The 22,588-nt window shown below is 41.3% G+C and carries 20 protein-coding genes and 2 pseudogenes; 3 read left to right on the top strand and 19 right to left on the bottom strand.

From position 1 onward, the window contains the following. Window positions 1-2 precede the first annotated feature (2 nt). The 8 genes and pseudogenes from DXD06_RS04180 to DXD06_RS04140 form a co-directional block, all read right to left on the bottom strand. Window positions 3-2,018, bottom strand: a complete 2,016-nt coding sequence (locus tag DXD06_RS04180) for an FtsX-like permease family protein (protein ID WP_117830764.1) — start codon at window positions 2,016-2,018, stop codon at window positions 3-5. Beyond that, a complete protein-coding gene (locus DXD06_RS04175) occupies window positions 2,005-2,775 on the bottom strand; it encodes an ABC transporter ATP-binding protein (RefSeq protein WP_016438920.1) in 771 nt (256 codons plus the stop codon). Before DXD06_RS04175 ends, DXD06_RS04180 begins: the two co-directional genes overlap by 14 nt. Before the next feature lie 129 nt (window positions 2,776-2,904). Continuing rightward, entirely contained in the window at window positions 2,905-3,921 is a 1,017-nt protein-coding gene (locus DXD06_RS04170; protein ID WP_117830763.1) for a sensor histidine kinase, read from the bottom strand. Further along, the gene (locus tag DXD06_RS04165) at window positions 3,918-4,580 is read right to left on the bottom strand and encodes a response regulator transcription factor (RefSeq protein WP_117830762.1); all 663 of its coding nucleotides are present in this window, start codon (window positions 4,578-4,580) and stop codon (window positions 3,918-3,920) included. The genes DXD06_RS04170 and DXD06_RS04165 overlap by 4 nt, the downstream gene beginning before the upstream one ends. Then, the gene (locus DXD06_RS04160) at window positions 4,555-4,758 is read right to left on the bottom strand and encodes a helix-turn-helix domain-containing protein (RefSeq protein ID WP_109258737.1); all 204 of its coding nucleotides are present in this window, start codon (window positions 4,756-4,758) and stop codon (window positions 4,555-4,557) included. The genes DXD06_RS04165 and DXD06_RS04160 overlap by 26 nt, the downstream gene beginning before the upstream one ends. Before the next feature lie 144 nt (window positions 4,759-4,902). Continuing rightward, window positions 4,903-5,418: pseudogene (locus DXD06_RS04155) on the bottom strand (tyrosine-type recombinase/integrase); the annotation flags it as partial. Window positions 5,419-5,502: 84 nt separating this feature from the next. Beyond that, window positions 5,503-5,733, bottom strand: coding sequence for a helix-turn-helix domain-containing protein (locus tag DXD06_RS04150; RefSeq protein WP_054330194.1), 231 nt, complete (start codon window positions 5,731-5,733; stop codon window positions 5,503-5,505). 536 nt (window positions 5,734-6,269) lie between these two features. Next, window positions 6,270-6,683: a sigma factor-like helix-turn-helix DNA-binding protein gene (locus DXD06_RS04140; protein ID WP_117830760.1), complete on the bottom strand. Its 414-nt coding sequence runs from the start codon at window positions 6,681-6,683 to the stop codon at window positions 6,270-6,272. Window positions 6,684-6,719: 36 nt separating this feature from the next. On the opposite strand from DXD06_RS04140, the gene DXD06_RS04135 reads away from it, so the two are divergent. Beyond that, window positions 6,720-6,914 (top strand): hypothetical protein, encoded by a 195-nt coding sequence (locus tag DXD06_RS04135; RefSeq protein ID WP_147343604.1) that lies wholly within the window; start codon window positions 6,720-6,722, stop codon window positions 6,912-6,914. Window positions 6,915-7,186: 272 nt separating this feature from the next. On the opposite strand, the gene DXD06_RS04130 is transcribed toward DXD06_RS04135, so the two are convergent. From DXD06_RS04130 to DXD06_RS04115, 4 genes are all read right to left on the bottom strand, one after another. After that, the gene (locus DXD06_RS04130; protein WP_040917415.1) at window positions 7,187-9,601 is read right to left on the bottom strand and encodes an ABC transporter permease; all 2,415 of its coding nucleotides are present in this window, start codon (window positions 9,599-9,601) and stop codon (window positions 7,187-7,189) included. A 14-nt stretch (window positions 9,602-9,615) separates the two neighbouring features. After that, window positions 9,616-10,281 carry an ABC transporter ATP-binding protein gene (locus tag DXD06_RS04125; RefSeq protein ID WP_117830759.1) on the bottom strand — a complete coding sequence of 222 codons (666 nt, stop codon included), beginning with the start codon at window positions 10,279-10,281 and terminating at the stop codon, window positions 9,616-9,618. A 176-nt stretch (window positions 10,282-10,457) separates the two neighbouring features. Further along, on the bottom strand, window positions 10,458-11,489 hold the full coding sequence (locus tag DXD06_RS04120) for a sensor histidine kinase (RefSeq protein ID WP_117830758.1): 1,032 nt from the start codon (window positions 11,487-11,489) through the stop codon (window positions 10,458-10,460). Then, window positions 11,486-12,178, bottom strand: coding sequence for a response regulator transcription factor (locus tag DXD06_RS04115; RefSeq protein ID WP_002592094.1), 693 nt, complete (start codon window positions 12,176-12,178; stop codon window positions 11,486-11,488). The genes DXD06_RS04120 and DXD06_RS04115 overlap by 4 nt, the downstream gene beginning before the upstream one ends. A gap of 238 nt (window positions 12,179-12,416) precedes the next feature. Between DXD06_RS04115 and DXD06_RS04110 the strand changes: the two genes are divergently transcribed. After that, the gene (locus tag DXD06_RS04110) at window positions 12,417-12,773 is read left to right on the top strand and encodes a helix-turn-helix domain-containing protein (RefSeq protein WP_117830757.1); all 357 of its coding nucleotides are present in this window, start codon (window positions 12,417-12,419) and stop codon (window positions 12,771-12,773) included. 223 nt (window positions 12,774-12,996) lie between these two features. Here the strand turns inward: DXD06_RS04110 and DXD06_RS04100 are convergent, their stop codons facing one another. The 3 genes and pseudogenes from DXD06_RS04100 to DXD06_RS04090 all read right to left on the bottom strand — a co-directional run bounded on the left by DXD06_RS04100 (window position 12,997) and on the right by DXD06_RS04090 (window position 16,178). Then, a complete protein-coding gene (locus DXD06_RS04100) occupies window positions 12,997-14,409 on the bottom strand; it encodes a relaxase/mobilization nuclease domain-containing protein (protein ID WP_117830755.1) in 1,413 nt (470 codons plus the stop codon). A gap of 100 nt (window positions 14,410-14,509) precedes the next feature. Beyond that, a pseudogene (locus DXD06_RS04095) lies at window positions 14,510-14,881 on the bottom strand (RloB family protein); the annotation flags it as partial. Between the two features lie 130 nt (window positions 14,882-15,011). Then, window positions 15,012-16,178, bottom strand: coding sequence for an AAA family ATPase (locus DXD06_RS04090; protein WP_117830754.1), 1,167 nt, complete (start codon window positions 16,176-16,178; stop codon window positions 15,012-15,014). 904 nt (window positions 16,179-17,082) lie between these two features. Between DXD06_RS04090 and DXD06_RS04085 the strand changes: the two genes are divergently transcribed. Continuing rightward, window positions 17,083-17,322 (top strand): DUF6061 family protein, encoded by a 240-nt coding sequence (locus DXD06_RS04085; RefSeq protein WP_117830753.1) that lies wholly within the window; start codon window positions 17,083-17,085, stop codon window positions 17,320-17,322. A 16-nt stretch (window positions 17,323-17,338) separates the two neighbouring features. Here DXD06_RS04085 and DXD06_RS04080 read toward each other — a convergent pair whose 3' ends face one another. The 4 genes from DXD06_RS04080 to DXD06_RS04065 all read right to left on the bottom strand — a co-directional run bounded on the left by DXD06_RS04080 (window position 17,339) and on the right by DXD06_RS04065 (window position 22,343). Beyond that, window positions 17,339-18,904, bottom strand: a complete 1,566-nt coding sequence (locus tag DXD06_RS04080) for an HNH endonuclease family protein (RefSeq protein ID WP_117830752.1) — start codon at window positions 18,902-18,904, stop codon at window positions 17,339-17,341. A gap of 89 nt (window positions 18,905-18,993) precedes the next feature. Beyond that, a complete protein-coding gene (locus DXD06_RS04075; protein ID WP_117830751.1) occupies window positions 18,994-20,208 on the bottom strand; it encodes a DNA-methyltransferase in 1,215 nt (404 codons plus the stop codon). Between the two features lie 4 nt (window positions 20,209-20,212). Beyond that, entirely contained in the window at window positions 20,213-20,824 is a 612-nt protein-coding gene (locus DXD06_RS04070) for an ApaLI family restriction endonuclease (RefSeq protein ID WP_117830750.1), read from the bottom strand. A 172-nt stretch (window positions 20,825-20,996) separates the two neighbouring features. Then, window positions 20,997-22,343 (bottom strand): plasmid recombination protein, encoded by a 1,347-nt coding sequence (locus tag DXD06_RS04065; protein WP_117830749.1) that lies wholly within the window; start codon window positions 22,341-22,343, stop codon window positions 20,997-20,999. Window positions 22,344-22,588 lie beyond the last annotated feature (245 nt).

Genomic DNA, 22,588 nt, shown 5'->3' with positions numbered 1-22,588 from the left:
ATTTACACCTCCAATTTCTTTTGCTCTGTAACAATGCGTTTACAAGATAGATAGGTTGCAAGGAAATAACTCCCGTAAACAATGAGGAAAAGAATAATGGTCAATCCGATATTTGTTGAAATATGGATATTCATAAATTCCTCAACGACAGTCATTGCTTTGCCGATTAAGAAAGCCGAGTATATTCCGGCAACAGTCAACGGAATTGCAAAAAACACAGCCGTCTGCGTAAAAAGTGTGCGGTTAATTTGCTTGCGCTTGGCTCCCAACTTTTGCAGCAATCCATATCGGTAAATATTGTCCGTCGTTTCTGTGAGCTGTTTTAGTGCCAAAAGAGCAGCACAGATCAGCAAAAAGATTAAGCCGATATAACAACAAAGGAAACTCACCAAAGCATTGAGTCCGTAGAACATTTCATACATCATGTTCTTTTCTGCGTACCGATAACCATGCGCTTCGTCCAATCCAATAGGGATCATCTTTTGCAGGATTTCATTAGAATCCGCATCCGGCTTATATTGTACCAAAAGCACATTAATGTGTTTTTCGAGGCCAGCCACTACATGATCTGGGACAATGATTGTTCCGCGATCATTGTTTCCAACAGAAGTCATAAAATATGTTTCTTGCAAAACTTCATCGGATGCACGCAGTAAGGTTGTTCCGCCTATTGTAATTTCCGAATGTTTTTGTAAGGCCGCAGAAACATATTGATATGTCCCAGTGTAATTGCAGTTTAACAAGTATTGGTCGTCGTTCAGTGTGATTGGCTCTTTGCCCTGCATAGTCAAAGCACGATTGAAGTCCGAAACGGGAATTATGGCAACTTTGCTATTGGAAACTTCCTCATCAATAGGCCACAGCTCGACATTCTGACCTTCAAATAGCTCTGAATAGGTCATATCGGCCTCATAAATGCTGATTTGCTCCATGTTTTCGGCGTAATCACGCATTGCAACATCATGTGTGGCAAGATACTCGGAAATGTTGCTGTCTCCATCAGTGGAAACATTGGAAAGTACATTCAAATCATAGGGGGTTGCAGCTTTTGATAATTCATTCATTGCAAGAGCTGTGCTTGCCCCAATAGATACAGCACAGATGGTAATGGTCAGCAGGCCACAAACAATCGTCACCACAAGATAATTCGTGCGAATTTTACTTCCGATTTGGCGTACAAGGAATGTGTTCAAACCTTTCAGATAAAACCCTTTACCAGCTCTTACCACTTGGATGAAAACAGTGGATAATGAGTTGAACAACAGAAAGGTTCCAACAACCAAAGCTGCTCCCGCAATTTGAAAAGACATATTTTCACGAGATGGCAATATTCCGTTTTTGTTGAATAGCACAGCGGAAATCCCTATGCAGATCAGGGAAAGCACAAACAGACAGAGCGGCAAAACACGATTTTCTGCTTTTATGCTTTCGTTTTTTCTGCTGGCCGTCAATAAGTCAATCAATTTGACATTGGTTACAGACCACACATTGAAAAGCATTACGATAAAGAAGATGATCGCAAAACAAAGCACTGTCTGTCGAAATGCTCCAGCAGAAAATACGATTTGAAATTTATCCAATTCAATCGCAAAGAGTTTTAATGCAACCAAAGAAAGTCCTTGCGAAAAGAGCAACCCAAGAACCAAACCTGAAACCAAAGCAATGACACCAACACAAAGCGTTTCACCGGCAAACAGCCGGGAAATGCGTCTTTTTTTCATGCCGAGCACCATATATACGCCCAATTCTTTTTTGCGGCGTTTCAAAAGAAACTGGTTGGCATAGATAATCAGAAAAGCCAATACTACCGCAATGACAACAGAAAGCGCCGACAACAGTATGCCGAGTTGGTCGTATAAAAGCGAACCGGTTATTCCCATATCGGAAAAAGCTGGCTGATCGGAAATTGAGTTGAAGGCATAAAACAGACTGACCGAAAGCGTCAGTGTAAGGAAATAAATCAGATAGTCCCGGATGTTTTTATGAACATTTCGGAAGATCAGCTTAAATGAGGTCATTTTGCTCACCTCCCAAGACGGAAACCACTTCCAGAATCTTTGCAAAAAAGTCTTTGCGTGTGTCCGTCCCTCGGTGCAGCTCATTGAACACCTGCCCGTCTTTGATAAACAAAATGCGATGGCAATAGCTGGCGGAAAAAGCATCATGCGTTACCATTAGGATTGTTGCCGCAAGCTGTTCGTTCAATTCCGTCAGCATCGTCAACAGCATCCGCGAGGAATTGGAATCAAGAGCGCCGGTAGGTTCATCAGCCAGTACGATTGCTGGATTTGTTACCATTGCTCTTGCAGCGGCTACCCGCTGCTGTTGGCCGCCGGACATCTGATAGGGATATTTGTTCAATACTTCCTGAATGTTCAGCGCCTTTGCAATCTGCGGGACACATTTTTGAATCTCGCTGGGTTTGGTTCCTGCGATAGATAAGGCCAGAGAGATATTTTCGTAGGCTGTCAGAGTATCCAGTAGATTGAAGTCCTGAAAGATAAAGCCCAGCTTTTTTCCGCGAAAGTCTGCAAGCTGTGATCCGTGAAGCGTCGTAATGTCCTTTCCCTCCACATAAATATGGCCGCTGGTAACGGTATCAATCGTAGAAATGCAGTTCAGCAAAGTGGTTTTCCCGGAGCCGGAAGAACCCATAATACCGAGAAACTCACCTTTACGCACAGAGAAAGAAATATGATCGACGGCTTTTGTCAGGTTGCCCTTGTTACCGTAAAATTTTTGGATGTCATCCACCCGTAAAATTGTGTCGTCCATTGATTATGAGACTCCTTTCTCAAAAGCATTTTGCTTTTGTATTTTTACTCTACCATAGGGGCTTCTCCTGTGCCATTAAGTTAGATTACATTTACCTTACCAGAATGTAAGGTTGAAAAAAGCGAGATTTTACAGCCCCGCCTCTTTCAAATAGCTCTCCGTAGGAAATACCATAGTTACGGTAGTCCCTTGTCCGGGATCACTGGAAACGGAAAGCACAATATTCATTTTTTTACACAGCTTTTGGCTCAAATACAGCCCAATCCCAGTTGACTTGGAATAGCGGCGTCCGTTTTCTCCAGTGAAGCCTTTGTCAAACACGCGTGGTAAATCCGCAGCAGAAATTCCAATTCCATTATCTGAAATAAAAAGGGATATATTATTTTTATCTGTTTTGGTAGAAAACTCAATTTGCAAATTGTCTTTACGATATTTGATCGCGTTGGATATGATTTGTCCGATTACAAATGTGCAACTCTTGCTATCGGCAACAATAGGAATGTCCAGATCATTCAGCACTGGTTTTCCGCCTGCTTGGATCAGAGGTTTGGAATATGTCTTTAACGCAGCATGAACTAAAGATTGCAGTGTGGTTTTTTCCACCTTGAAATCCTTTTCCACATCCGTACTGCGGGCATAGTATAGCACCTGTTCCACATAGGTATCAATTTTGCGGAGTTCATCGTCGATGCGTAGCGTAGTGGGATTTTTTTCGTTTTCTATCATCAGGCGTGCAGAGGTAATAGGGGTCTTGATCTCGTGTATCCATGAATCAATGTACTCCCGGTATTCCCGACTTGCTTGTTTTGCATTGGAAATCTGATCGTTCTGGTATTTATTGCAGCGCCGCAAAATATCCACTAAAATCTGACCTTCCAAAAAATGAGGCTGTGGCAAAAGTTCGCCCAAAAGCGATTTTTCTTCCATCTGTTCCGTCATTTTCAGGAGTAGGCTATAATAACTTCGTTTGCGGAAAAAATCATATACCAATGCGGAAATATACGCCGCCATAAGGATCGTTTCGGCAAACAGAATAAAAGTAGCAGGGGTTTCAATTAGCCAAAGCAGGCCAAACAGTAAGAGCGCCGACACCAGCATACATATCAATGAAAAAATTCGATCTAGAAGATACTCTGATAATCTCATACGCGATACCCCAAGCCACGCTTCGTTTCCAAATAGTCAGGTAAACCGATCTCAGCTAATGTTTTCCGCAGACGAACGATATTCACATTCAAAGTATTTTCGTCTATGAATTGCTCACTCTGCCAGAGTTCATCAATAATGGCATCACGCGGAATGATATTTTCCTTGTTTACCATGAGCAGACGCAAAATCCCCATTTCATTTTTGGTAAGGGATTTCTTTTGACCTTGATAACTAATTTCTGCCTTGAGCAGATTTAGGGTTAGGCCCTTGTGTGTCAAAACCACATTGTCCTGCACTTCATAAGTTCGTGCCAGAAGTTTTTGTATGCGCGCCAAAAGAACCTGTGCGTTGTAAGGCTTTGAAATATAATCATCGGCACCGATGTTCAAACTCATTAGTTCGTCAAAATCGCTGTTTCTGCTGGTAAGCACAATGATTGGAAGATTGGATTTCTGCCGGATTTCTCTGCACACCTGAAAACCGTCCTGATACGGCAAATTGATGTCCAAAAGAATCAAGTCAGCCCCAGACGAAAGGGCGGTTTCTGCGATATGCTGAAAATCGCTACTACTGGCACATTGGTATCCGTATTTTTCAAAAAGTTGGGTAAGTTCCTCACGGATTGCTGGTTCATCTTCTATGATAAAAATTTTCATTTTGTTGCCTCCCTTGCGTTGTTCTCATATCCAACGGCTTCTCCGCAATTTTAGGGAGCAGCCAAACACCGGCCATTTTCACAGCGCCGGGGATACGCCCAGCAGCGCAATAGTAATTTACTCTACGAGGTGTCACGCCCCATTTTTCGGCGGCCTCTTTCAATGTCATATAGTCCATTTCGCACCTCCACAAAACACATTATAGTTCTTTAATTCGAACAATACAAGCATGTAGAAATATCGCCCTCAAAAATCGGCATAATCAAGCCTATCGACCAGCATAATAAGGTTATTCCTTTGTGCAAATCGGCACGATAGAATATGCCGCTTTGTCCTTCTGCGGAACGCCTCCACCTTTGGCTGTAAGGTAAGTCGTTGGGTTGTTATCAATAATCTTACTTTCCTTTGCTGCACGGAAAATGGATTTATACAGGATAACCACTGACTTATATACCGAAGCGGACTTCTCGGAAACAGGAACAAGTGCAAGCTGAATGTCATCCAGTGTCACATCTGCCATCCGCATCTGCCCCAGTTCTTTTATAATGTGCCGTCTGACCTTTGAGGTATAATCTATCAGCGTGGTTGCCCTCACATGAACCGACTGCATCAAAAGCCATTTTTCACAGTAGTCTGCAACCGTCGGGGATTTCCGACAGAATGTATCGTTGTCGATCTGCTCTAATGCTCCCAACTCTTTATCATATAATTCTTCCGGTGTTCTCGCATAAAGGGTCACCAGTTTTCCATCTGCGTTCTGAACCCGCGTTCTATAATAATCTATGCCGTTAAGCGTAACTGTACCGTATTGTGGAATTGCTCTTTTTCTTTTTGCCAATTCCGCCACCTCCTAAGAATATACTCCAGCGCTGTATCTATGTTTTATCAGACCATTACGTTTCCAGCAAGGATACGGATCGACTCACACTCCAGCTCTGCGAGGTCTACGATAAGTTGCGTTTTTTTCTGCTGGCTTTGCTCTGTGGGTGCATTTTGCGATATACTCCTGAAGGCCCGCTGAAGTAAAATACACACAGCCATTCTGCACATATTGCACATAAGAAATAAGACCGTTGTTACGGGCCGCGTCCAGGGTTGCAATGCTGATACCTAAAATTTCTGCTGCTTCTTTTCGTGTAATAAGTTTTTCCATAAAGCATATTTCCTCCAATCTGTCAAGTTTGTCATCGTGTTTGTTCAAAGCCACATGAATACGCTGGCAGCCGAAACTGCCAGCACATGGTATCTGATTTTGAACAGGAAGCTGCAAACGCTTCCTATTTATATAACTCAGCTTTCATCACATTTGCCACGCCCCCTGACGATGGGAACACAACAGGTCTCCGCTGGCGCGGCTGTCATAACTCCGCAGCACCGTTCGTATCGTGTGCCGCAGGGTTCCCCCCAAGTCTTTAGGAGGCCGTGAGGAAGTATCTTTAAGCCCCCGTGCAGTCCTCGCGCCGGATTTGCCACCATCCGTTTTATGAAATCGTAGATCGCTCCGAAGCAGTTCTTTCATCACCTCCCTGACTGCTCCATCTTCGCGGCGTTCCACACTCGCTCGTACACGGGTTATGTACCTGTTATGCTGTCTATGAAATTGTCAAAGTGCTGATGAAGGGGAAAACTTGTCCTTCTTATAAGCACTGACAAAAAGAACAAAAAACAGGCGCTTCAAACGAAAATTTATCAAAAATATTTTGCCAGCTGCTTCAGACCACGCCGAATGCTGTCACGGACACGGCTTGGATCTACCCCCTCTGCTGCGGCTATCTCTCCTACTCTCATGCCCAGATAATACCTGGCATAGATCCGCTTGGCTTGTTTCTCCGGCAAAGCCATTACTGCGGCATAGATCTGCTCCCGCAGCTGCTTTTCCTCCAGAAACATTTCCGGCGTCTGGGGCTTCAGTAGGATCGCATTTTCAATGCCATTGTCACAGTCCAGAGAGTAATGCGCCTTATAACGATACATCCTCCGGTCATAGGCAGCTTCTGCACGCTCAGAGTCTCTGATCGTCTCCAGCACATCTTCTGTTACTTCTACAAAGTGATCGGTTTTATAAACATCGGGATACAGATCCCGGAGATTGACTTTCTTCATTATGTACCTCCATTTCGATTCACGGGTGGTTAACGGGTGAATCGAATGGAGGTGGAGACCGACAGCGGTAACAAACCGCTCGTCTATCTAAAAAACAGCAAGCAAAAACGCCAGCTCCCCGCAAAGGGATACTGGCGCGCAAAAATAAGCCATAATTATTCCGTTTTACCTGCCATGATAATACCGATGAATGAGCCTGATAACCTAGAGGAGGGGCAAGGCTTTTTTTAACTGATGTAACTCATGGGTATTGTGGACCACTAACGCAGACATGACGGCATCCTCCTTATATGCCGCCCCAGCTGATTGCATAAGGGTCGTCTGGTTTCTATTTTAGGCAAAAAGAAACGGCGGCTCTGAATTTCTCAAAGCCGCCAAAAGATAGTATAGGCGTGTTAATAGGTCTGCTGTACGACGGCTTTTTTCTTTTGCCGTCGTCCGGCAGATTTTCTCTTTTAAGGAAATATTTATGAAGTTCTATGATACAGCAAGATCCAATAAGTCTACTCACTTTTTATTGCTGATAAAATACTCGCTTTTTTCAATTCCATTTTGGAATACATCGAAAAAACAAGGTATATCACCAATAATACACAAATCAGTGCCAACAGGAAAAACCACGGTAATTTCAACGTAATACAATGATTGATGGCATCTAATCGTCTGCATACAATTACACTAAAAATACTTCCGCATATAAGAGATATTGCCAATGAACCTCCGAGGTAAATTCCAATCTCCCTATTCAGCATTGCTTTCAACTGTTTTCGCGTTACCCCAACAGCTTCCAACAGACCGAATTCACGCTTTCTATTCTGAAAATCAACCATAAGCATATTCATAAGACTGATACTTCCAAAGACGAACAGAATAGCAGAAGTCATATATAGAGCATTTATAGATGCACTGTATCGATGCTGAATATTTTTAATCGTTTGTTCAATCGTATTTACTTCTATTTTTTCATTTTTATCCGCAATCTTCTGAACTGCGGTCAAAACTTCATCAAAACATCCCTCTGAATTTTTAATCGCCAGAATCCCCGTCTGTTCCGTTATCCCTGTCAGTTTCTTTGCTGTGTCATAAGTCATAATGAAGTAGGGGCTTCCAGGAACAACCGGGCTATCCTCCATTAAATCAGATCTATTGTATGTGCCTACAACAACGGCTTCCACATCAAAGGTTCTACCATCAAAAGCTCTGCCCTCAATCTTCAAAGTATCGCCAACTTGTGCTATATCTTCTGCAACCAATATTCCATTTTTCTCAACCATATCATCGTAATCTGCTGTTCCAGAGGATAACGCCGCCTGCTTTTCTTCTGTCTGTTCCCGATTTAAGGTTGGAAAGAAGTCTGAAATGCTCGTGATAGAACCACTTTCGCCCGAAAAAGTAGCTGTCATATAAACGCTGTCAAATGCGGTAATCTTTTCTATCCCATCTACCTTTTCTAATTCCTGCATCAATGCCTGATCTTCAAGTGGATTTTCTTCCAGTTGCAATTTTGCACTTCCGTATGGCTCCGCTTCGTTATCGAAAGAGCTGCCAACTGTATTTCTTATTTGTATAAGAATGTTACCGGCAGGATAATATTTGAAACTTGCCTGTTTTGCCGGATCAATAGAACCAGCAACCGTAGAAGTAACCAGTAAAAGAGCTCCGCTTACTCCAAGCATTAAAAGCGTCAGAACTGCTTTTTGTTTGTTTCTTTGTATATTTATTTTCGCCAGATTAAACGGCGTAAGTTTCCGATGCAGTTTTGAGCTGCTTTTTGCCTTTCCAGCATACGCAAGGTATTTAGCACCCTCTACCGGGGAAGTATTCATTGCTACTCGGACAGGCTTAAAAATGGCAATATTCACTGTTACAAAGGCTACTGCGGCAATCAGTACAGCATAAATAACTGTTGTTTTTAGCCGGAATCCATCAGGACAGCCAATAAATCCAATCAGTACACCAATGACAAGCCCCAAAGGAATACCAGCTAAGGCATATAAACGTCCCTCTTTACTTGCCATCCGTTTAATCTGTCTTTTTGTCATGCCAACTGTCCGCAGTTGCCCAAACATCTGAACATTTTTTACAATCTTTGTGTAAAAAACACCATAGACAATCGTTGCCGCCAAAATAGCCGTCAACGCCGCCAGTAGTGGTACTGGAATCGGAATACCCGATGTTATCACACCCGACATAACAGCAGAATACTCTGTAAGCATTACCTGTTCCTCGACAATGCCTGTATTTTGTATTGCTTTGCCGGCAAAATTAAGAATAGCCGTGGAACTTATGGCGTCTGTATTCAACCGCGTATATGCTGTAACCTGAAAAGAATCTTTTGCCAAATCTTGGGCAAGCTCTTTACTAACATAAATAAAATATCCGTTGCTTTCTTTCGTATTATTCAAAACACCTGAAAGTGTATATTCTGCTTTCTGTCCTGTTCCAGTCAGGTCAATAGAAATTGTATCGCCAGTCTGATAGGATTTTCCTAAAAAATCAAGGTAGTTCTGGGGGAGCATAATCTCATCCGCTTTCTGCGGCACACTTCCCTGAAAAGTTTTTTCTTCCTGATGTAAAAAATAATCTTCATTTCCATAAGCAACAGTGATTGTTTTATTTTCAACATAAAACACACCTATAGCGGAATATTCGCCAACCCATGTAATATTTTCGTTTTGATGCAGCTGAGCCGTTTGTTCGTCTGTAACTCCCAAAATGCCAATCTGCGCTTTATTCCTCTGTGTGTTCTTGAATTTCTCTTGTGTACCTGTTGATATTAGGAGAATCGAAAAAACCATACAGACAGAGATGGCGATTGTCAAAAGCAGAAATGCCTTGTTTCTCTTATCCGCTTGCATACTCCTACCTGCCAATTTTTTTACAATGGCACTTGTATCATTTTCAAAAGGCCATGTCATAGTCTGCCACCTCCTTACTCCACAATCTTGCCATCCTCAATGCGGACAATCCGATCTGCAAGGCGGGCTATGTCGTTATTGTGGGTAATCATCACAACAGTCTGCCGGAACTCCGCACTTGTGCGCTTGATAAGCCCCAGCACCTCGGCGCTGGTCTTGCTGTCAAGGTTGCCGGTCGGCTCGTCGGCCAGCACGATAGCCGGTTTGGTAATCAGGGCGCGGGCAATCGCCACACGCTGCTGCTGGCCGCCGGAAAGATTGTTAGGCATATTTTTCAGTTTATCTTCCAGCCCCAGCAGGTGAACGATCTCGTCCAAAAACTTCTGATCCACCGTGTCCCCGTCTAACTCCACCGGCAGGACGATGTTCTCATACACATTCAGGATGGGAACAAGGTTATAGTTCTGGAAGATAAAGCCGATGTTGCGGCGGCGGAAGATGGTAAGCTGCTCGTCGTTCATTTTTGGCAGCTCTTTGTCCCGGACAATGACATTGCCGGAAGTAGGGGTGTCCAGCCCGCCCATCATGTGAAGCAGGGTAGACTTGCCGCTGCCGGAGGTTCCCACAACAGCCACAAACTCGCCGTCCTCCACGGAGAAGTTCACGCCGTCAAGGGCGCGGGTGATGTTCGGCTCTGTGCCGTAATACTTTTTCAGATCAATCGTCTGTAAAACGCTCATACTCAAAACTCCTTTCAAGGCTTTCTGCCTGTTGATAAGGGTATTGTAAAACCCAAATGTCCGCGAAATGTTACAGCGGCCAAAAAATTTCATTGAAAATCAGGGTGAAATGTTACAACGCTCGGACATTTCAAAAAAATTTACGGCGGCAGCCGGAAATGGCCGTCCGCCGCGTTCTATTTTGTAGGCAGCATAATGGAAAATTCCGAACCCTTGCCCGGCTCCGAAACCACTTTGATATAACCGCCCTGTCGCGTTACGATCTCGCGAGCCAGATATAGGCCAATGCCCACGCCCTGCTGTTCGTGTACTTCTTCCTCACGATAGAAGCGCCGGAAGATGGCGGCCTGATTGCTTTCAGAAATGCCCTTGCCGGTGTCGGTCACTTTGGTCTCCACATACATTTCCCACAGCACCACCAACACAGCGATTTTCCCGCCTGCCGGGGTGTACTTCACCGCATTGTCCAGCAGGTTAAAGAGGGCTTCGGATGTCCACTTGCTGTCATGGGAAACGGTCAAATCCTCCGGGCAGTCCACGGACACGGCAATTTCCTTTTTCTCCGCTGCATACACGATCCCACTCATGGCCTGCGCCACAGTATCAAAGAGGCGGCCCGGTTTCTTGTTCAACTGGATCACGCCCGTTTCCAGCCGGGAGGTTTTCACAAGGGCCTGAAAGAGAAAGTCCAGCTTATCCGTCTGGCTGCGGATTCCCCGGATAAAGTCGGTGCGCTCCGCCTCGGTCATGGGCTTTTCCAGCAGGGTGTCCGTCGCCATTTTCAGATTGCTTACCGGCGTTTTCACTTGATGGGAAATATCCGATACAAGGGTCTGTAACTCCTGCCGTTCCTCGTCCACCCGGCGGCGGTTCTCCTGCATGATCTGGTAAAGCCTTGCCAGCCGGTGCCCGATTCTGGCAAGCTGGGTTTCGCTGTCCTCCGGGCGCTGGGGCGCTTCATTTCCAGCGATCATGTGGTCTAAAGTCTGGCACAGGTCAGCGGTAAACTGCGATAGCCGCTTTCCAAAGGTCTGCGTTAATACGAAAATCCCCACAAGGGCGCACAACAGCAGCGCCCCGCCCGTCAGCAGCACCGCAATCTGTTTTGTCACAAGAAACAGGGCTATGGTGATCCCGGACATGGAGAGGACAAGCCCCATTGCCACCCGGCCAAACAGCCGCTTTACCGAGAGGTTTTGAAACTTCATTTTGCCTCGCCTCCCGTCCATTGATAGCCCATGCCGTAAACGGTCTTGATGTAGGGGGCACCTCCGTCGGATTCAATCTTGCTGCGAATCCGACTGATGGAGGTTGTCAGGGTGTGTTCGTCCACATACTTCTCGTCTATATCCCACAGCTTTTCCAAAAGCTGTCCACGAGTCAGCACTTGCCGGGGATTTTTGCGAAACAGGTTCAGCATTTTGTACTCCATCGGGGATAGAGTCAGAGGCTTTCCATTTAAGGAAGCCGTCTGCTCTGAAAAGTCCAGAAACAGCCGTCCATCGTCGTAAATGTCTTTAGCTGGTTTGTGGTGTTCCAGCATGGCGAACATGGCTTTGATTTTTCGCTGCAAGGCTCTGAGCACAAAGGGCTTTGTGATGTAGTCCACCGCGCCCACCTCATAACCCCGTATCTGGTCGCTCTCCTGATCGTTGGCGGTCAGGAAAATTATGATGGTGTCCGGGTGCTGGGGCTTTATTAGCCTGCACAGTTCAAAACCGTTGCCGTCCGGCAGGTTGACGTCCAGCAGAACTAAATCAAACTCCCGTTGGCGGATGGCATCGGCTGCGGTTCTGGCGTTTAGGGCAGAAGTCACGCCATAGCCATCTGCGGTCAGGTTATAAGTCAACATCTTATTCAAAAAACTGTCGTCCTCGACAATTAAAATCTGCTTCATATCCTCACTTCCTTTGCTTTTTGCAGATAGTATAACAGGCAAATGTCCGCGAAATGTTACAGCGGACGGATTTTTTCAAAAAAATTTCCATCTATATTATAAGTTGATCCAGTTAGTGATACAAGGATGGTATTCAGGTCTTTATTAAAAACCGGCATAATCAAACCTATCAACCGGTATAATAAGGTTATTCCTTTGTGCAAATCGGCACGATAGAATATACTTGAGGTGGATGATTATGCCGATTGATGATTTAACTGCTTTAGGGCAGAAAATGAGAGGGGCCAGAAAGAATAAAGAACTGACACAACAGGAACTTTCCGATCTAAGCCATGTTTCTGTAAAGCAAATTGCCAATATCGAAAAGGGGAAAATGAATCCTTCTTATTTGATTTTAAGAGCATTGGCAAAGGTCCTGCACATCTCTTTAGATACGCTTATAAATCCAGATATTTCTCTGGAAGATGAAGGTGTCAATCAGATGAAAATGCTTTATTCCAGCTGTCCGCCAGAAATGCGTGGCACCCTGTTACATCACACCCAGGAAACGGTGAAAGAACTGACAGAGTTGTCCGAAAAATTTGAAATGAATTGAGCCAGTGAGTGAAATTTAACGATTCTCTCACTGGTTCTTTTCAATTTCTGAGAAAAGAGGCAAGCAATGCCTGTGGTTAATACACACAGGCCCGCAGAGAAGAAAATCCATCCGTGATTTTCCTCTCCGCTTGCTTGTTGAGGGCAGCGCCCCCAAGCCCCTTTGAACACAGAATTTCATTCTGTGGCTGCGCGTTCTGCGAACGCTTTTGACCAGGACCAGCTTACCGCTGGCCGTGGTCTTTTTCTTTTTCAACATCCTGTTCTACCTCCATTTTCAGCACTCGATCTACATTTGCCTTTGCCGTTAAAAGCTCCCGCATTTCCTCACGGGAGCGCCGATACTCGGAATAAGTCTTTTTCTTTTCTTCCAGCAATTTTGCGTACTCTGTCTGTAACTCTTTGACCTTTGGCAGCTTCTTGACGCCCATCTCATCAAAGCCATTCTTAGCAGCCTGGTGGAGCAGAATTTCTTCCTCATGTTCCTCCCGGAATTTCTTAGAGTAACCCGCCTTGCGGTATGCCACATAGACCTCACGGGTCTTGGCATAATTTACGATGTGAGTACGCAGAACAGCAATCTCTGCCATGCGCTTTTCAGCCGCTTTGATCTGCGCCGAAAGTTCATTGTGATGTGCCGTGGCAGCCGCAGCCTTTTTTTCCAAAACCGCATACTCCAGCAGATTGTTCTCTGACAGGTAATTCATGGTCTGCGCCATTTGTTTCAGATTAAAAACTTTAGCCCATCGAGCATAGCCAGCACCTTTTCCAGCCTGCAATTTTGCCTGAATGTCCACCAGCAGATTGATCTTCGGCGGCTCTGCCTGTGTGACTGTTTTCTTTCGCGGGGTATGTGCTTTCTTCCCTAAGAGAACTGCTCGCAAATCTTCCAATCCATATCCTTCGCCCAGACTGTCCATGCGGGCGGCTTTCTCCCAACCAGAGAGTTTCAGTCGATACGATTTTCCGCGCTTTGAGACTTCACAACCATATTCTCGCAACAGCTTTAGCAGTTCTTCAAAGTCAGCAGGACTTTGTGATAATGCGTTGTCAATCGCCACACGAAGCAGCTCTCGGTGAGATGGCTTTGCCTGATCGCCCAGCCATTTGTTATAGCTCTTTCCGTGAAGTTTCGGATTCTCTACAATGGACAGTCCATTCTCAATACAGATGGTGTCACTTAGCCGACGAACCGCCTTGGTGCTGCCCCAAAAGTTTCGGAACTTCCAGTCATATTCTAAGCGGACCGATGACCAGATAATGTGATTATGAATGTGCGACTTGTCTATGTGCGTGCATACCACAAAAGCATGATTGCCTTTGGTAAAACGCCTTGCAAATTCTACGCCCAGCCGGTTTGCTTCTTCTTGGGTAATCTCACCGGGGCGGAAGGACTGGCGCACATGATAGGCAATCACATCATCCGCGCCACGCACTCGTCCGGTAGCAGCAATGTACTGCCGCTTTGCCAGAAGAAACTCTGCATCCGCAGTCCGGCTGTCACACGCATAGCTGGTAATGAGCTTGCCGTCATCTGTTTTCTGTGGATTTGCTACATAGTCGATGATGTCACTGATCGCCCGACTCTCTGTGCGGCCTTTGCCGACATGAAGCGGCATGATTCTTGTAGTTGCCATAATGCTTCCTCCTCTCCAAACACAAAAGCTGCCACCCAACGAATCTTTATCGTCGAAGTGACAGCTTTCTGTCATTATACACACCTTTGTAATGGTGCTTTTATGTTCTTTTACTATTCAAAAATTCAACCAGCTCATAGACTGTCGTTACCGGATTACTGTCTCGGCAGATCACAGCAACCTGATCTCTGGTTAATCTCTCCACTCGTTCTTTTGCGTACTGAATAGCTTCTGGCTGGTGTTCCTGCAATTCTTCAAAAACATCCACACTTTTTCCGTAATTTTCCAAATATCCTTTGTTTTTCAAGATGTCAATTATCGTAGCGGAATCTTTCAAATATCCATTCCGTTTTTCAAAATGGAGCAGATACCAATATTCAAATGCCGGATTGGAATATGCGATTTTGTACCCATGCTTCTCCGAATAGAAAATTGCAGCTTGAAGCTCAGAGTCTTTATTATCATCACAGTCAAATACACACCAAAGCTAATCTCCGTCTTTCGGATAATAATCTGCTTGAGAGATCAGAGATTTTGCGTGTTTCACCAAATGTTCCGCCGCTTAACTTTGTTCGGATCATACTCTTTTCGCATTTTGCTCATCAGGCGTCACCTCCGATAAAAGGGATTGCACCAAATCGTCCCTGAAGATAACCCTTACGCACATTTTCTCCTTTTCTTGGAGAGAAAGATGCCAACGAGTAAAGCTCTGTTGCACAAGTCTCATCGTTTTTTTCAGCAAACCAAATCTGATCTCTACGGAAGAAATTCAAGTCAAGCAGCATTGCATCGTGTGTTGTAAAAATCAGCTGCGCTCCCTTTGTATTGACAGCCTTATCCTGCATCATTTCAATCAGCCTTCTGGTTAAAAGAGGATGCAGACTATCTTCAATTTCATCAACAACTAAAAGTGCGCCGTTTTCAAGTGCCTGCAACCATCCTCCGATGCGGGCAAAAAAGTGTTGTGTACCGACAGATTCCTGCTCCATTAAAAGCTGAAAGTATTCTGTTGTACCGTCCTCGTTAATAATTCGATGTGTTGTCGTAATAACCGGTATTTTACCAGAGGTATTCTTGATTGTAACATCGGTGATTCCAAGATCGGCAAGCATCAATTCTTTTAAGATTCGAGCTTTCTTATCATCACCGCTGACAATCTGGGCAACAGTTTCTGAGGTAGCTGGCTCTTCATCCATCAGGAATGTCAATTTTTCCAAGAACCACTGATAAGCATTTTCCGTCTGAGGCAGATTCCAGTCATTAGAGGACACCAGATAGAGCTTATTGTCCGGTGTTCGGTTACTCAGAGTAACCTGCTCATTTACATTTTCCCGGAACTCATACACTCCATTTTCTCTTGAAAAAATTAAGGCTTCACGGCCATTCGGCCAATGGTAAAGATACTCTTTGTAAATCTTCTTTGCATCAAAAGAAAAACCGTACGTGTAACGAACTCCCTGAAAAATAAATACCATTTCAAAAGAAGTCGGAACCTTTGTTCCTCCAAACGGCTCCCACGGCAACTTTTGTCCCTTAGAAACTTTTGCAGCATTTCCCACAACCATTTCTTTCATCGTCATCATTGCATGTAATACGTTACTTTTTCCGGCTGCATTTGCACCGTAAATTGCAAGTACGGGCAGCAATGCCTTCTTTTCATCTGGACGAAGCAGATACTCATCAAATGACTTATCCTTAGAGGCCGCAAAACTGATCACGGTACTGTTTTTTATTGACCTGTGATTTTCCACTGTAAACTGAATCAGCATAATTGAATACCTCCATTCTCAGTATTCGTATTTTCAGTCACTATTATAACAGTTAAAAATGCCTTGGTCAATATTTACGGATTGTTTTTGCATTTTTTCTGCGAAATTTATAAATAAATTCTTTCTCAGCCATTTTTCGCAAAATAGTTATCATACTATGCTGAATTGGAATCCGAGCTTCCAGTTTGCAAGTTTAAGTTCTGATTTAGCTAATCGCTTGCATAAGTAAATTCTGGCAAATCAAAATATCATGATTTTTATGGAAGTTAGTTTTGCAAAGTTCTTCAAAACTGGAATTTACTATTAGAAACAAGTTGTTTTATGCTTCATATGCTGATATTCTTTTTTTGAGATCTTAATCCTCTGGAAAAAAGAGTCACGTTAAGCGGAGGTCGAATTTTATTTCTTTTTTCGCAAGATTAAATTCCACCCCTCATTCGGTTCAGTATTTCTTCCGAATGGCACTACGTTTCTTATTTTTTCAGTAATAGAGGTGTAAGGTTAATCTCGTTAGCGGGAATGGATTTTATTCCTAACCATACAACCAGTCAAATATTTCTGTAACTGACTTGGCGGTATTGTTATCACGGATAAAAGCAAGCATTGTCCTATATTTAACCACTAAAAATTGGGTGAAAAAGGCTCTCGTTTGGTCAAATGATGTCAAACTATATCAGCCCGTTTAGGTATAAGAAAACCCCGGAAAACCTTGATTTTCCGGGGTTTTAGAACCATTTTGATATAGTCTGAGCAGTCGATTATCTCTTAGTTAACGTTTTGATAACAAAAAAAGCCCAGAAATAGGGGCTTTGTGTATGACAGTGTTGCATATGTGTTGTATGCGGTTAACTGCCCACACATTCCCAGAACTACTCATTACTTTAACAAAGAAAGGACTACTACTATGAAAATACATTTTGCTTACTATAACCAATACAAGAACGGAATTGACATTGCTTTTGCTGATAATACACTTCTATTCTTATCCTGTGCTGAAGCTGAAAAGAATCTCCATACTACACCTAACTCACAAAGGCTTATTGATAACCTTGCAATTGATAATCCACTTATGTATGCTGCACTTGCTCTTGATAGCGAGTTGCAGGCTTGGGCTAATGCTATGGATGAGGATTGGAGTCCGTGATGCAATTTTCTATCCATTAATTTTTATATGTGGTATTACAATACAAATGTGTTATTTGACCATTTTCAACAGCATTCGTTCCTCCATCTTGCTTTCGCTGAATATGGTCAACCGATACTGAATTACTGCAAATGTAGCCGCCACAAATAGGACATCTTGGTAAAGATTCAACAAATGTTTCCATCTTAATTTGCTGTTTCTTACCACGTGAAAAATTACTTTTAACTGCTACTGTCTCATTGTCCACAATTTCCGTTTGCAAATATTTAAACTTATCATTCTTTTTTATTTCTTCTACGATAGCCTCATTGCTGTATGTAGGATTTTCTAGAATAATCTCCATTAATAATACATAATAATCTTTAATAGATACATATGCACGTTTGCTTTGCCTATCTTTTCTTATTATTTGTTGGACCAAAAAATTATATTGGTATATTACACTCTCAAACCTAGATCTTACTTGAATAAAATTATCAATTTTCTTTTTTTCTATTAATTCCTTAGCAAACATTAAAAATCCATAATATGATCCTATTTTATGTTTTCCAATTCCTGAATAAAAATACACAAATGGATGCACCCCCAATGAAAATTTCTCTTTAGAATTAATATATTGTAAAATTCTTAAAGTATTCCTAAGGTATGTAATAACCTCATTAGCATCCCCAACATTTGTTTTCGTCTTTCTATCCAGTCCATTGCAAATCCTAACAGTTTGCGTTACTACATCAAGTGTCAGAGATGAATTTAAAGGTCCACCAATTGGCAATGAATTTATATCATCCATGTTTATATTTCCAATACCAAACATTAACTGGTGAATTTTCTTTGATAATTCTACTATATGCTCTTGTTCAGTAATACTATATGCAGACCAATATTTATATCCCTTTCCAGCACGCACAATAGCACGCGCTGCAATTGCATATGAATGTTCTCTATTTTTTATCAACTCCAACTCTGCTTCGCTTATTTTTGTTGCGGATTGATTTATTTTTAAGAAAGAATCTTCCGCCTTTGCTGCATTACCATCCACCCATTGTAATTGTATTGCTAACGCACCTAGATTTTTTGCAATATCATTTTTCAAATCATTTTCTGTTGATATCCTATTTCTTGATATAGCTTCAATTTCTTTGAATGAGCCAATTTTTTGATTTACTAATTGTCTAGTCTTTTCCGCAGCTTTTCTTTGTTCATCCGATATATAATTCCCATAAAAACTAATTGAAATTGGTCCATCACCATAATCGTCATTTATCCACGCACCAAGACTACTTAATCTGTGTGCACCATCTATAACAAATATATATCCACCTTGATTTCTCCACAAAATTATCGCTGGAACCAATTCATCATTTACAAAACTCTCTATCATAGAACAAACTTTTTCTGCATCCCACTCATTTGTTTCTCTCTGAAATATAGGTTTCCGTAATGCACTAAAAAAGAATGAATCATATTTTAAATCTTCGATAGAAAGAGTTTGTTTATTTCTTGTATTGCTACTACTTCCTGTAGACGATAAAATGTTAAAATCCTCTCTTGGTATTAATGCATCTAATGTAATTGTTTGCATTTATCTCTTGTCCTTCCTAACCCTATATAATAATCTTGTTTTACACAAATCCTCATATGTCTTATTAATAAATATATATAATATTTTTTCTATAAAACAAACGATTTCAATTGTTTATTATTTATATATTCATCTATCTGCATCTCATAACTATCCATAATGATGACACCTTGTGGTATACGATTAAAATCAATAACATTTATATAATCTGTATGAGTTCTAATTAAAATCATATATTCACACTTCTTCGTTCTACTCGACTTGATCAATTTATTTATAGCCTCATCCAATGTTTCTTCCTCTTTCTGAATTTTTACCGAAACGGGTTTTCCATCCAAGTACTCAGATAAAATCCCATCCATCCCACTATTTCTTTGAACAGGCATAGCATTAATTGATTTCAATATTGCCAATTGATTTTCCGATAAATTTTGATATGCAGCTTTTCCTTTTTTTAATAAAAAAGAGTCTGTTTTTATCAATGTTTCTAATCGTTTTTCTGCTATTAAAACAGCATCACTCGAAATATCCATACCTAAATATTTTCTATTAAGTATTTTTGCTGCAACTAGCGTTGTTCCCGACCCTGCAAACGGATCAACAACAATATCGCCTTCATCAGTTACAAGTTTTATTATTTGTTCAAGTAAAATAACTGGTTTTTGTGTTGGATATCCCACTCTCTCTTTTGCTTTTGGATTTAAATATGGTATTTCCCACACGTCAGATAATGGAACTCCCTTTTTGCTCTTTCCTATAACCACATTTCCATTTTCATCGGTCTTATATTTCGCTTTTCCTTCTTTATCTCTTACTCGCTCTTGTAAAATCTGATCAATATTAGTAGTCTCTGAATATTCTGTGTAAATACGATTAAATTTGAATCTATCTGTTTTACTATAAAATAGAATCACTTGATGATTATTCAACAATCCCTTTTTCGAGTTGGACCACCTTTTATATGTCCAAATAATTTCACTTTGAAAATTTTTCATTCCAAATATTTTATCTAATAATACCTTTAAGTAATGTGATGCATTTCTATCACAATGGACAAATATGCTCCCAGTATCTTTGAGTGTCCTTTTACATTCTGTAAGTCTTTCCTCCATAAACAAAAGATACTCTTCCATACTATTCCATTTATCCGAAAATGTTAATTCTGTTTTTGTTTCTTTCGAATATAAACGTTGTACATCCTGTGTAAAAAAAGGTGGGTCTAAATATATTAAATCAACTTTATTATCTTCTATCCTAGTTAATCCATTGACACAATCATCACATATAACCTTATTTATTTCCATATAATCATTCCTTCATTTTGTTAAAAAGTTCTTTTAAATTCACTCCAGTTTCCTGCATTAAGTAGTTCCATGCATCCTCTCCAGCATAGTATTCTCCACCAATATCTTTATAAAGTTGTTTTAATGTTGCCTGAATACGAATTGCCTGTTCTCTGTTTGGTTCGAAAAACATTATTCTAATCGGTGTATATCCCGCATCCTTAATAACTTGTACTCTTTTATGTTCTTTCTTTATATGATCACCATCTGTTGTTGCATCTTTCCACTTAATCTCATAAGCTCTATCGTCTACCAAACAATCAATTTCAACATGTTTAGGACTTTTATCTATAGTGTTTAACAATTTCACTTTTTCTTGTGCCTGTGGAAATGCCTGTTTAAGACAATTTATCGCCAATTCTTCTAGCATAGATCCAGCATATTTATAAAGGAATCGACCAACATTTTGTTGATAATCAATTTGGTAACCTTCTTCGCTCGTAAACCCCAGTGCATTATATATCATATAATGATCATTATTGTCTTCTTCCATTTCCTTCTTTCTAATCTGAATCTTTTTTTGCAATTTTTCTCTATAACTCATCACAATATTTAATAATCTTTCATCACTACTCATAATCTTAAACCTCCTTTGTAATAAATACATTTCTTGGTCTGTTTCATTACGCATATATCTTATTTCATTATATCACATAAGAAGATTTTTTTACATATTTCAATTTTTTTTACTTTATAATAACTTAGGTAAGATTATCATTGTGCTTGTATAAAAATATTCTCTTAATGTTTTATACCTTTTTATCATACACCTCCCACAACCTCTTCTGCTCCGCTCCAATCCTCAATATCTCCTGCAAATCTCTTGCCATAGCCTCAACATTAGCATCCATATGTTCAACTGTTCCTGTCCTGTTACCTGCCTTAATCTCCCATTGAATTGACTCTTTACTATAATATTCCTTAGTATCCACATTCATATATCCATACACCGAATATGAATATCCATTACTTTTCTCTATGAATACCGGAGCTACTTCACCCTTAGAAGTTTTCCACCTCATAAGCCTTGGAAACCAGCATAATCCTTCTTTTATCAGTTCTTTAAATGTCTCCAGCAGCTTTCCTATTTCATAAAATATTCCTCTGAACGAGTTTCCTGCTTCTATAATCTTATCTGCTTCAACATGATTAGCATATTCTTCTATTGTCGGAGCGAATAATCTGAATGATGATATAAATGCATTGATCTTACCAAGCAATTCTACTGCTTCATTTGCCTTGTCCGTCACGCTTGCAATCTCTTGTCTTACCGATTGAAGTTCTGAACGTTTTTCATTAAGTTCCTTAGTTTGACTACGCTCCAACTCCTTATAAGCAATTTTTGAAGCAAACAACTTAATATCCGCATCATGCACCTGTTCCTGTATCTGTTCCAAATGTTCTGTTTCCTGTGCCACTTTATATTCCGCAACTGTCAGATCATGATTTCGACCTTTCGACTTTTCTTTTATCTGTTTTCCAAACCAATCATTCACTTCTTTATTCGCCACCTCTCGAAGCTCATCCTGCAGCACTCGTGATAACACATCTTTAGTGAATATCTTACGTTTTGACACCTGCTTGCTAAGACCTTTCTTATATCCATCTGCCACAGGAACTCCGACAATGTGCATATGCGGACTGTCCTCATCAAGATGAACCACAGCATTTGCAACTACGAACTGTGGTAACCGCTTTCTAAGCTCGTCCAGTATTATCTGATATGACAATTTCATATATGACTTCATATCATCAAATTGCTTCCAGAACTCCCTGTCGCCTATTTGAATTATTATTTCAACTGCCATATCCTGTTCCTTACCTGCCACATGTTCAAAATAATCTTCGATTTTCCGGTCTGGTCGTATCTGCTTTTTATTATATTCTTCTAATGCCTCATCGAATTCTTTATGGTATACTGTTTTTACATCATCAATCAGATTTGATGTACCATATATGATGCAAATGTTGTCTTTGCTATAATCTGATGATTTATATTTTCTCAGGTTATGCTTTGCAACAGCTGCAAGCTTAGATTTCGATGTAATGGCACTTTTCTTATTGCTCACATGAGCTGTATATGAAATATTTCCCATTCGCATCTCCTTATCTGTACTACCTTTTTATCTGTTAAATCTATCGGAGCAGTGCAGTTATCATCTTGGCTCTGCCACAGATGATAACCCCCTAGCAGTTTTGGCAAGCCAAAATTGCAGTGGGCTCTCCGAGGGTTTTATATATTATCTTTACCATTACCAAGAGTTTAATAATCTGTACTTTTTATGATTACAGACTCTAAACTCTTTCCTAGAATTTAGAATCTGCTTTTTCAAACATCCAG

Source organism: Roseburia sp. TF10-5, assembly GCF_003462365.1.
Lineage (GTDB): Bacteria > Bacillota > Clostridia > Lachnospirales > Lachnospiraceae > Roseburia > Roseburia faecis.
The sequence above is the reverse complement of the archived record's forward strand: the minus strand, read 5'-3'. Positions and strand labels throughout refer to the sequence as shown.

Bases quoted from the DNA above. Each gene is read 5' to 3' on its own strand.
- DXD06_RS04180 (WP_117830764.1), bottom strand. From the start codon at position 2,018: ATGACCTCATTTAAGCTGATCTTCCGAAATGTTCATAAAAACATCCGG.
- DXD06_RS04175 (WP_016438920.1), bottom strand. From the start codon at position 2,775: ATGGACGACACAATTTTACGGGTGGATGACATCCAAAAATTTTACGGT.
- DXD06_RS04170 (WP_117830763.1), bottom strand. From the start codon at position 3,921: ATGAGATTATCAGAGTATCTTCTAGATCGAATTTTTTCATTGATATGT.
- DXD06_RS04165 (WP_117830762.1), bottom strand. From the start codon at position 4,580: ATGAAAATTTTTATCATAGAAGATGAACCAGCAATCCGTGAGGAACTT.
- DXD06_RS04160 (WP_109258737.1), bottom strand. From the start codon at position 4,758: ATGGACTATATGACATTGAAAGAGGCCGCCGAAAAATGGGGCGTGACA.
- DXD06_RS04150 (WP_054330194.1), bottom strand. From the start codon at position 5,733: ATGGAAAAACTTATTACACGAAAAGAAGCAGCAGAAATTTTAGGTATC.
- DXD06_RS04140 (WP_117830760.1), bottom strand. From the start codon at position 6,683: ATGAAGAAAGTCAATCTCCGGGATCTGTATCCCGATGTTTATAAAACC.
- DXD06_RS04130 (WP_040917415.1), bottom strand. From the start codon at position 9,601: ATGACATGGCCTTTTGAAAATGATACAAGTGCCATTGTAAAAAAATTG.
- DXD06_RS04125 (WP_117830759.1), bottom strand. From the start codon at position 10,281: ATGAGCGTTTTACAGACGATTGATCTGAAAAAGTATTACGGCACAGAG.
- DXD06_RS04120 (WP_117830758.1), bottom strand. From the start codon at position 11,489: ATGAAGTTTCAAAACCTCTCGGTAAAGCGGCTGTTTGGCCGGGTGGCA.
- DXD06_RS04115 (WP_002592094.1), bottom strand. From the start codon at position 12,178: ATGAAGCAGATTTTAATTGTCGAGGACGACAGTTTTTTGAATAAGATG.
- DXD06_RS04110 (WP_117830757.1), top strand. From the start codon at position 12,417: ATGCCGATTGATGATTTAACTGCTTTAGGGCAGAAAATGAGAGGGGCC.
- DXD06_RS04100 (WP_117830755.1), bottom strand. From the start codon at position 14,409: ATGGCAACTACAAGAATCATGCCGCTTCATGTCGGCAAAGGCCGCACA.
- DXD06_RS04090 (WP_117830754.1), bottom strand. From the start codon at position 16,178: ATGCTGATTCAGTTTACAGTGGAAAATCACAGGTCAATAAAAAACAGT.
- DXD06_RS04085 (WP_117830753.1), top strand. From the start codon at position 17,083: ATGAAAATACATTTTGCTTACTATAACCAATACAAGAACGGAATTGAC.
- DXD06_RS04080 (WP_117830752.1), bottom strand. From the start codon at position 18,904: ATGCAAACAATTACATTAGATGCATTAATACCAAGAGAGGATTTTAAC.
- DXD06_RS04075 (WP_117830751.1), bottom strand. From the start codon at position 20,208: ATGGAAATAAATAAGGTTATATGTGATGATTGTGTCAATGGATTAACT.
- DXD06_RS04070 (WP_117830750.1), bottom strand. From the start codon at position 20,824: ATGAGTAGTGATGAAAGATTATTAAATATTGTGATGAGTTATAGAGAA.
- DXD06_RS04065 (WP_117830749.1), bottom strand. From the start codon at position 22,343: ATGGGAAATATTTCATATACAGCTCATGTGAGCAATAAGAAAAGTGCC.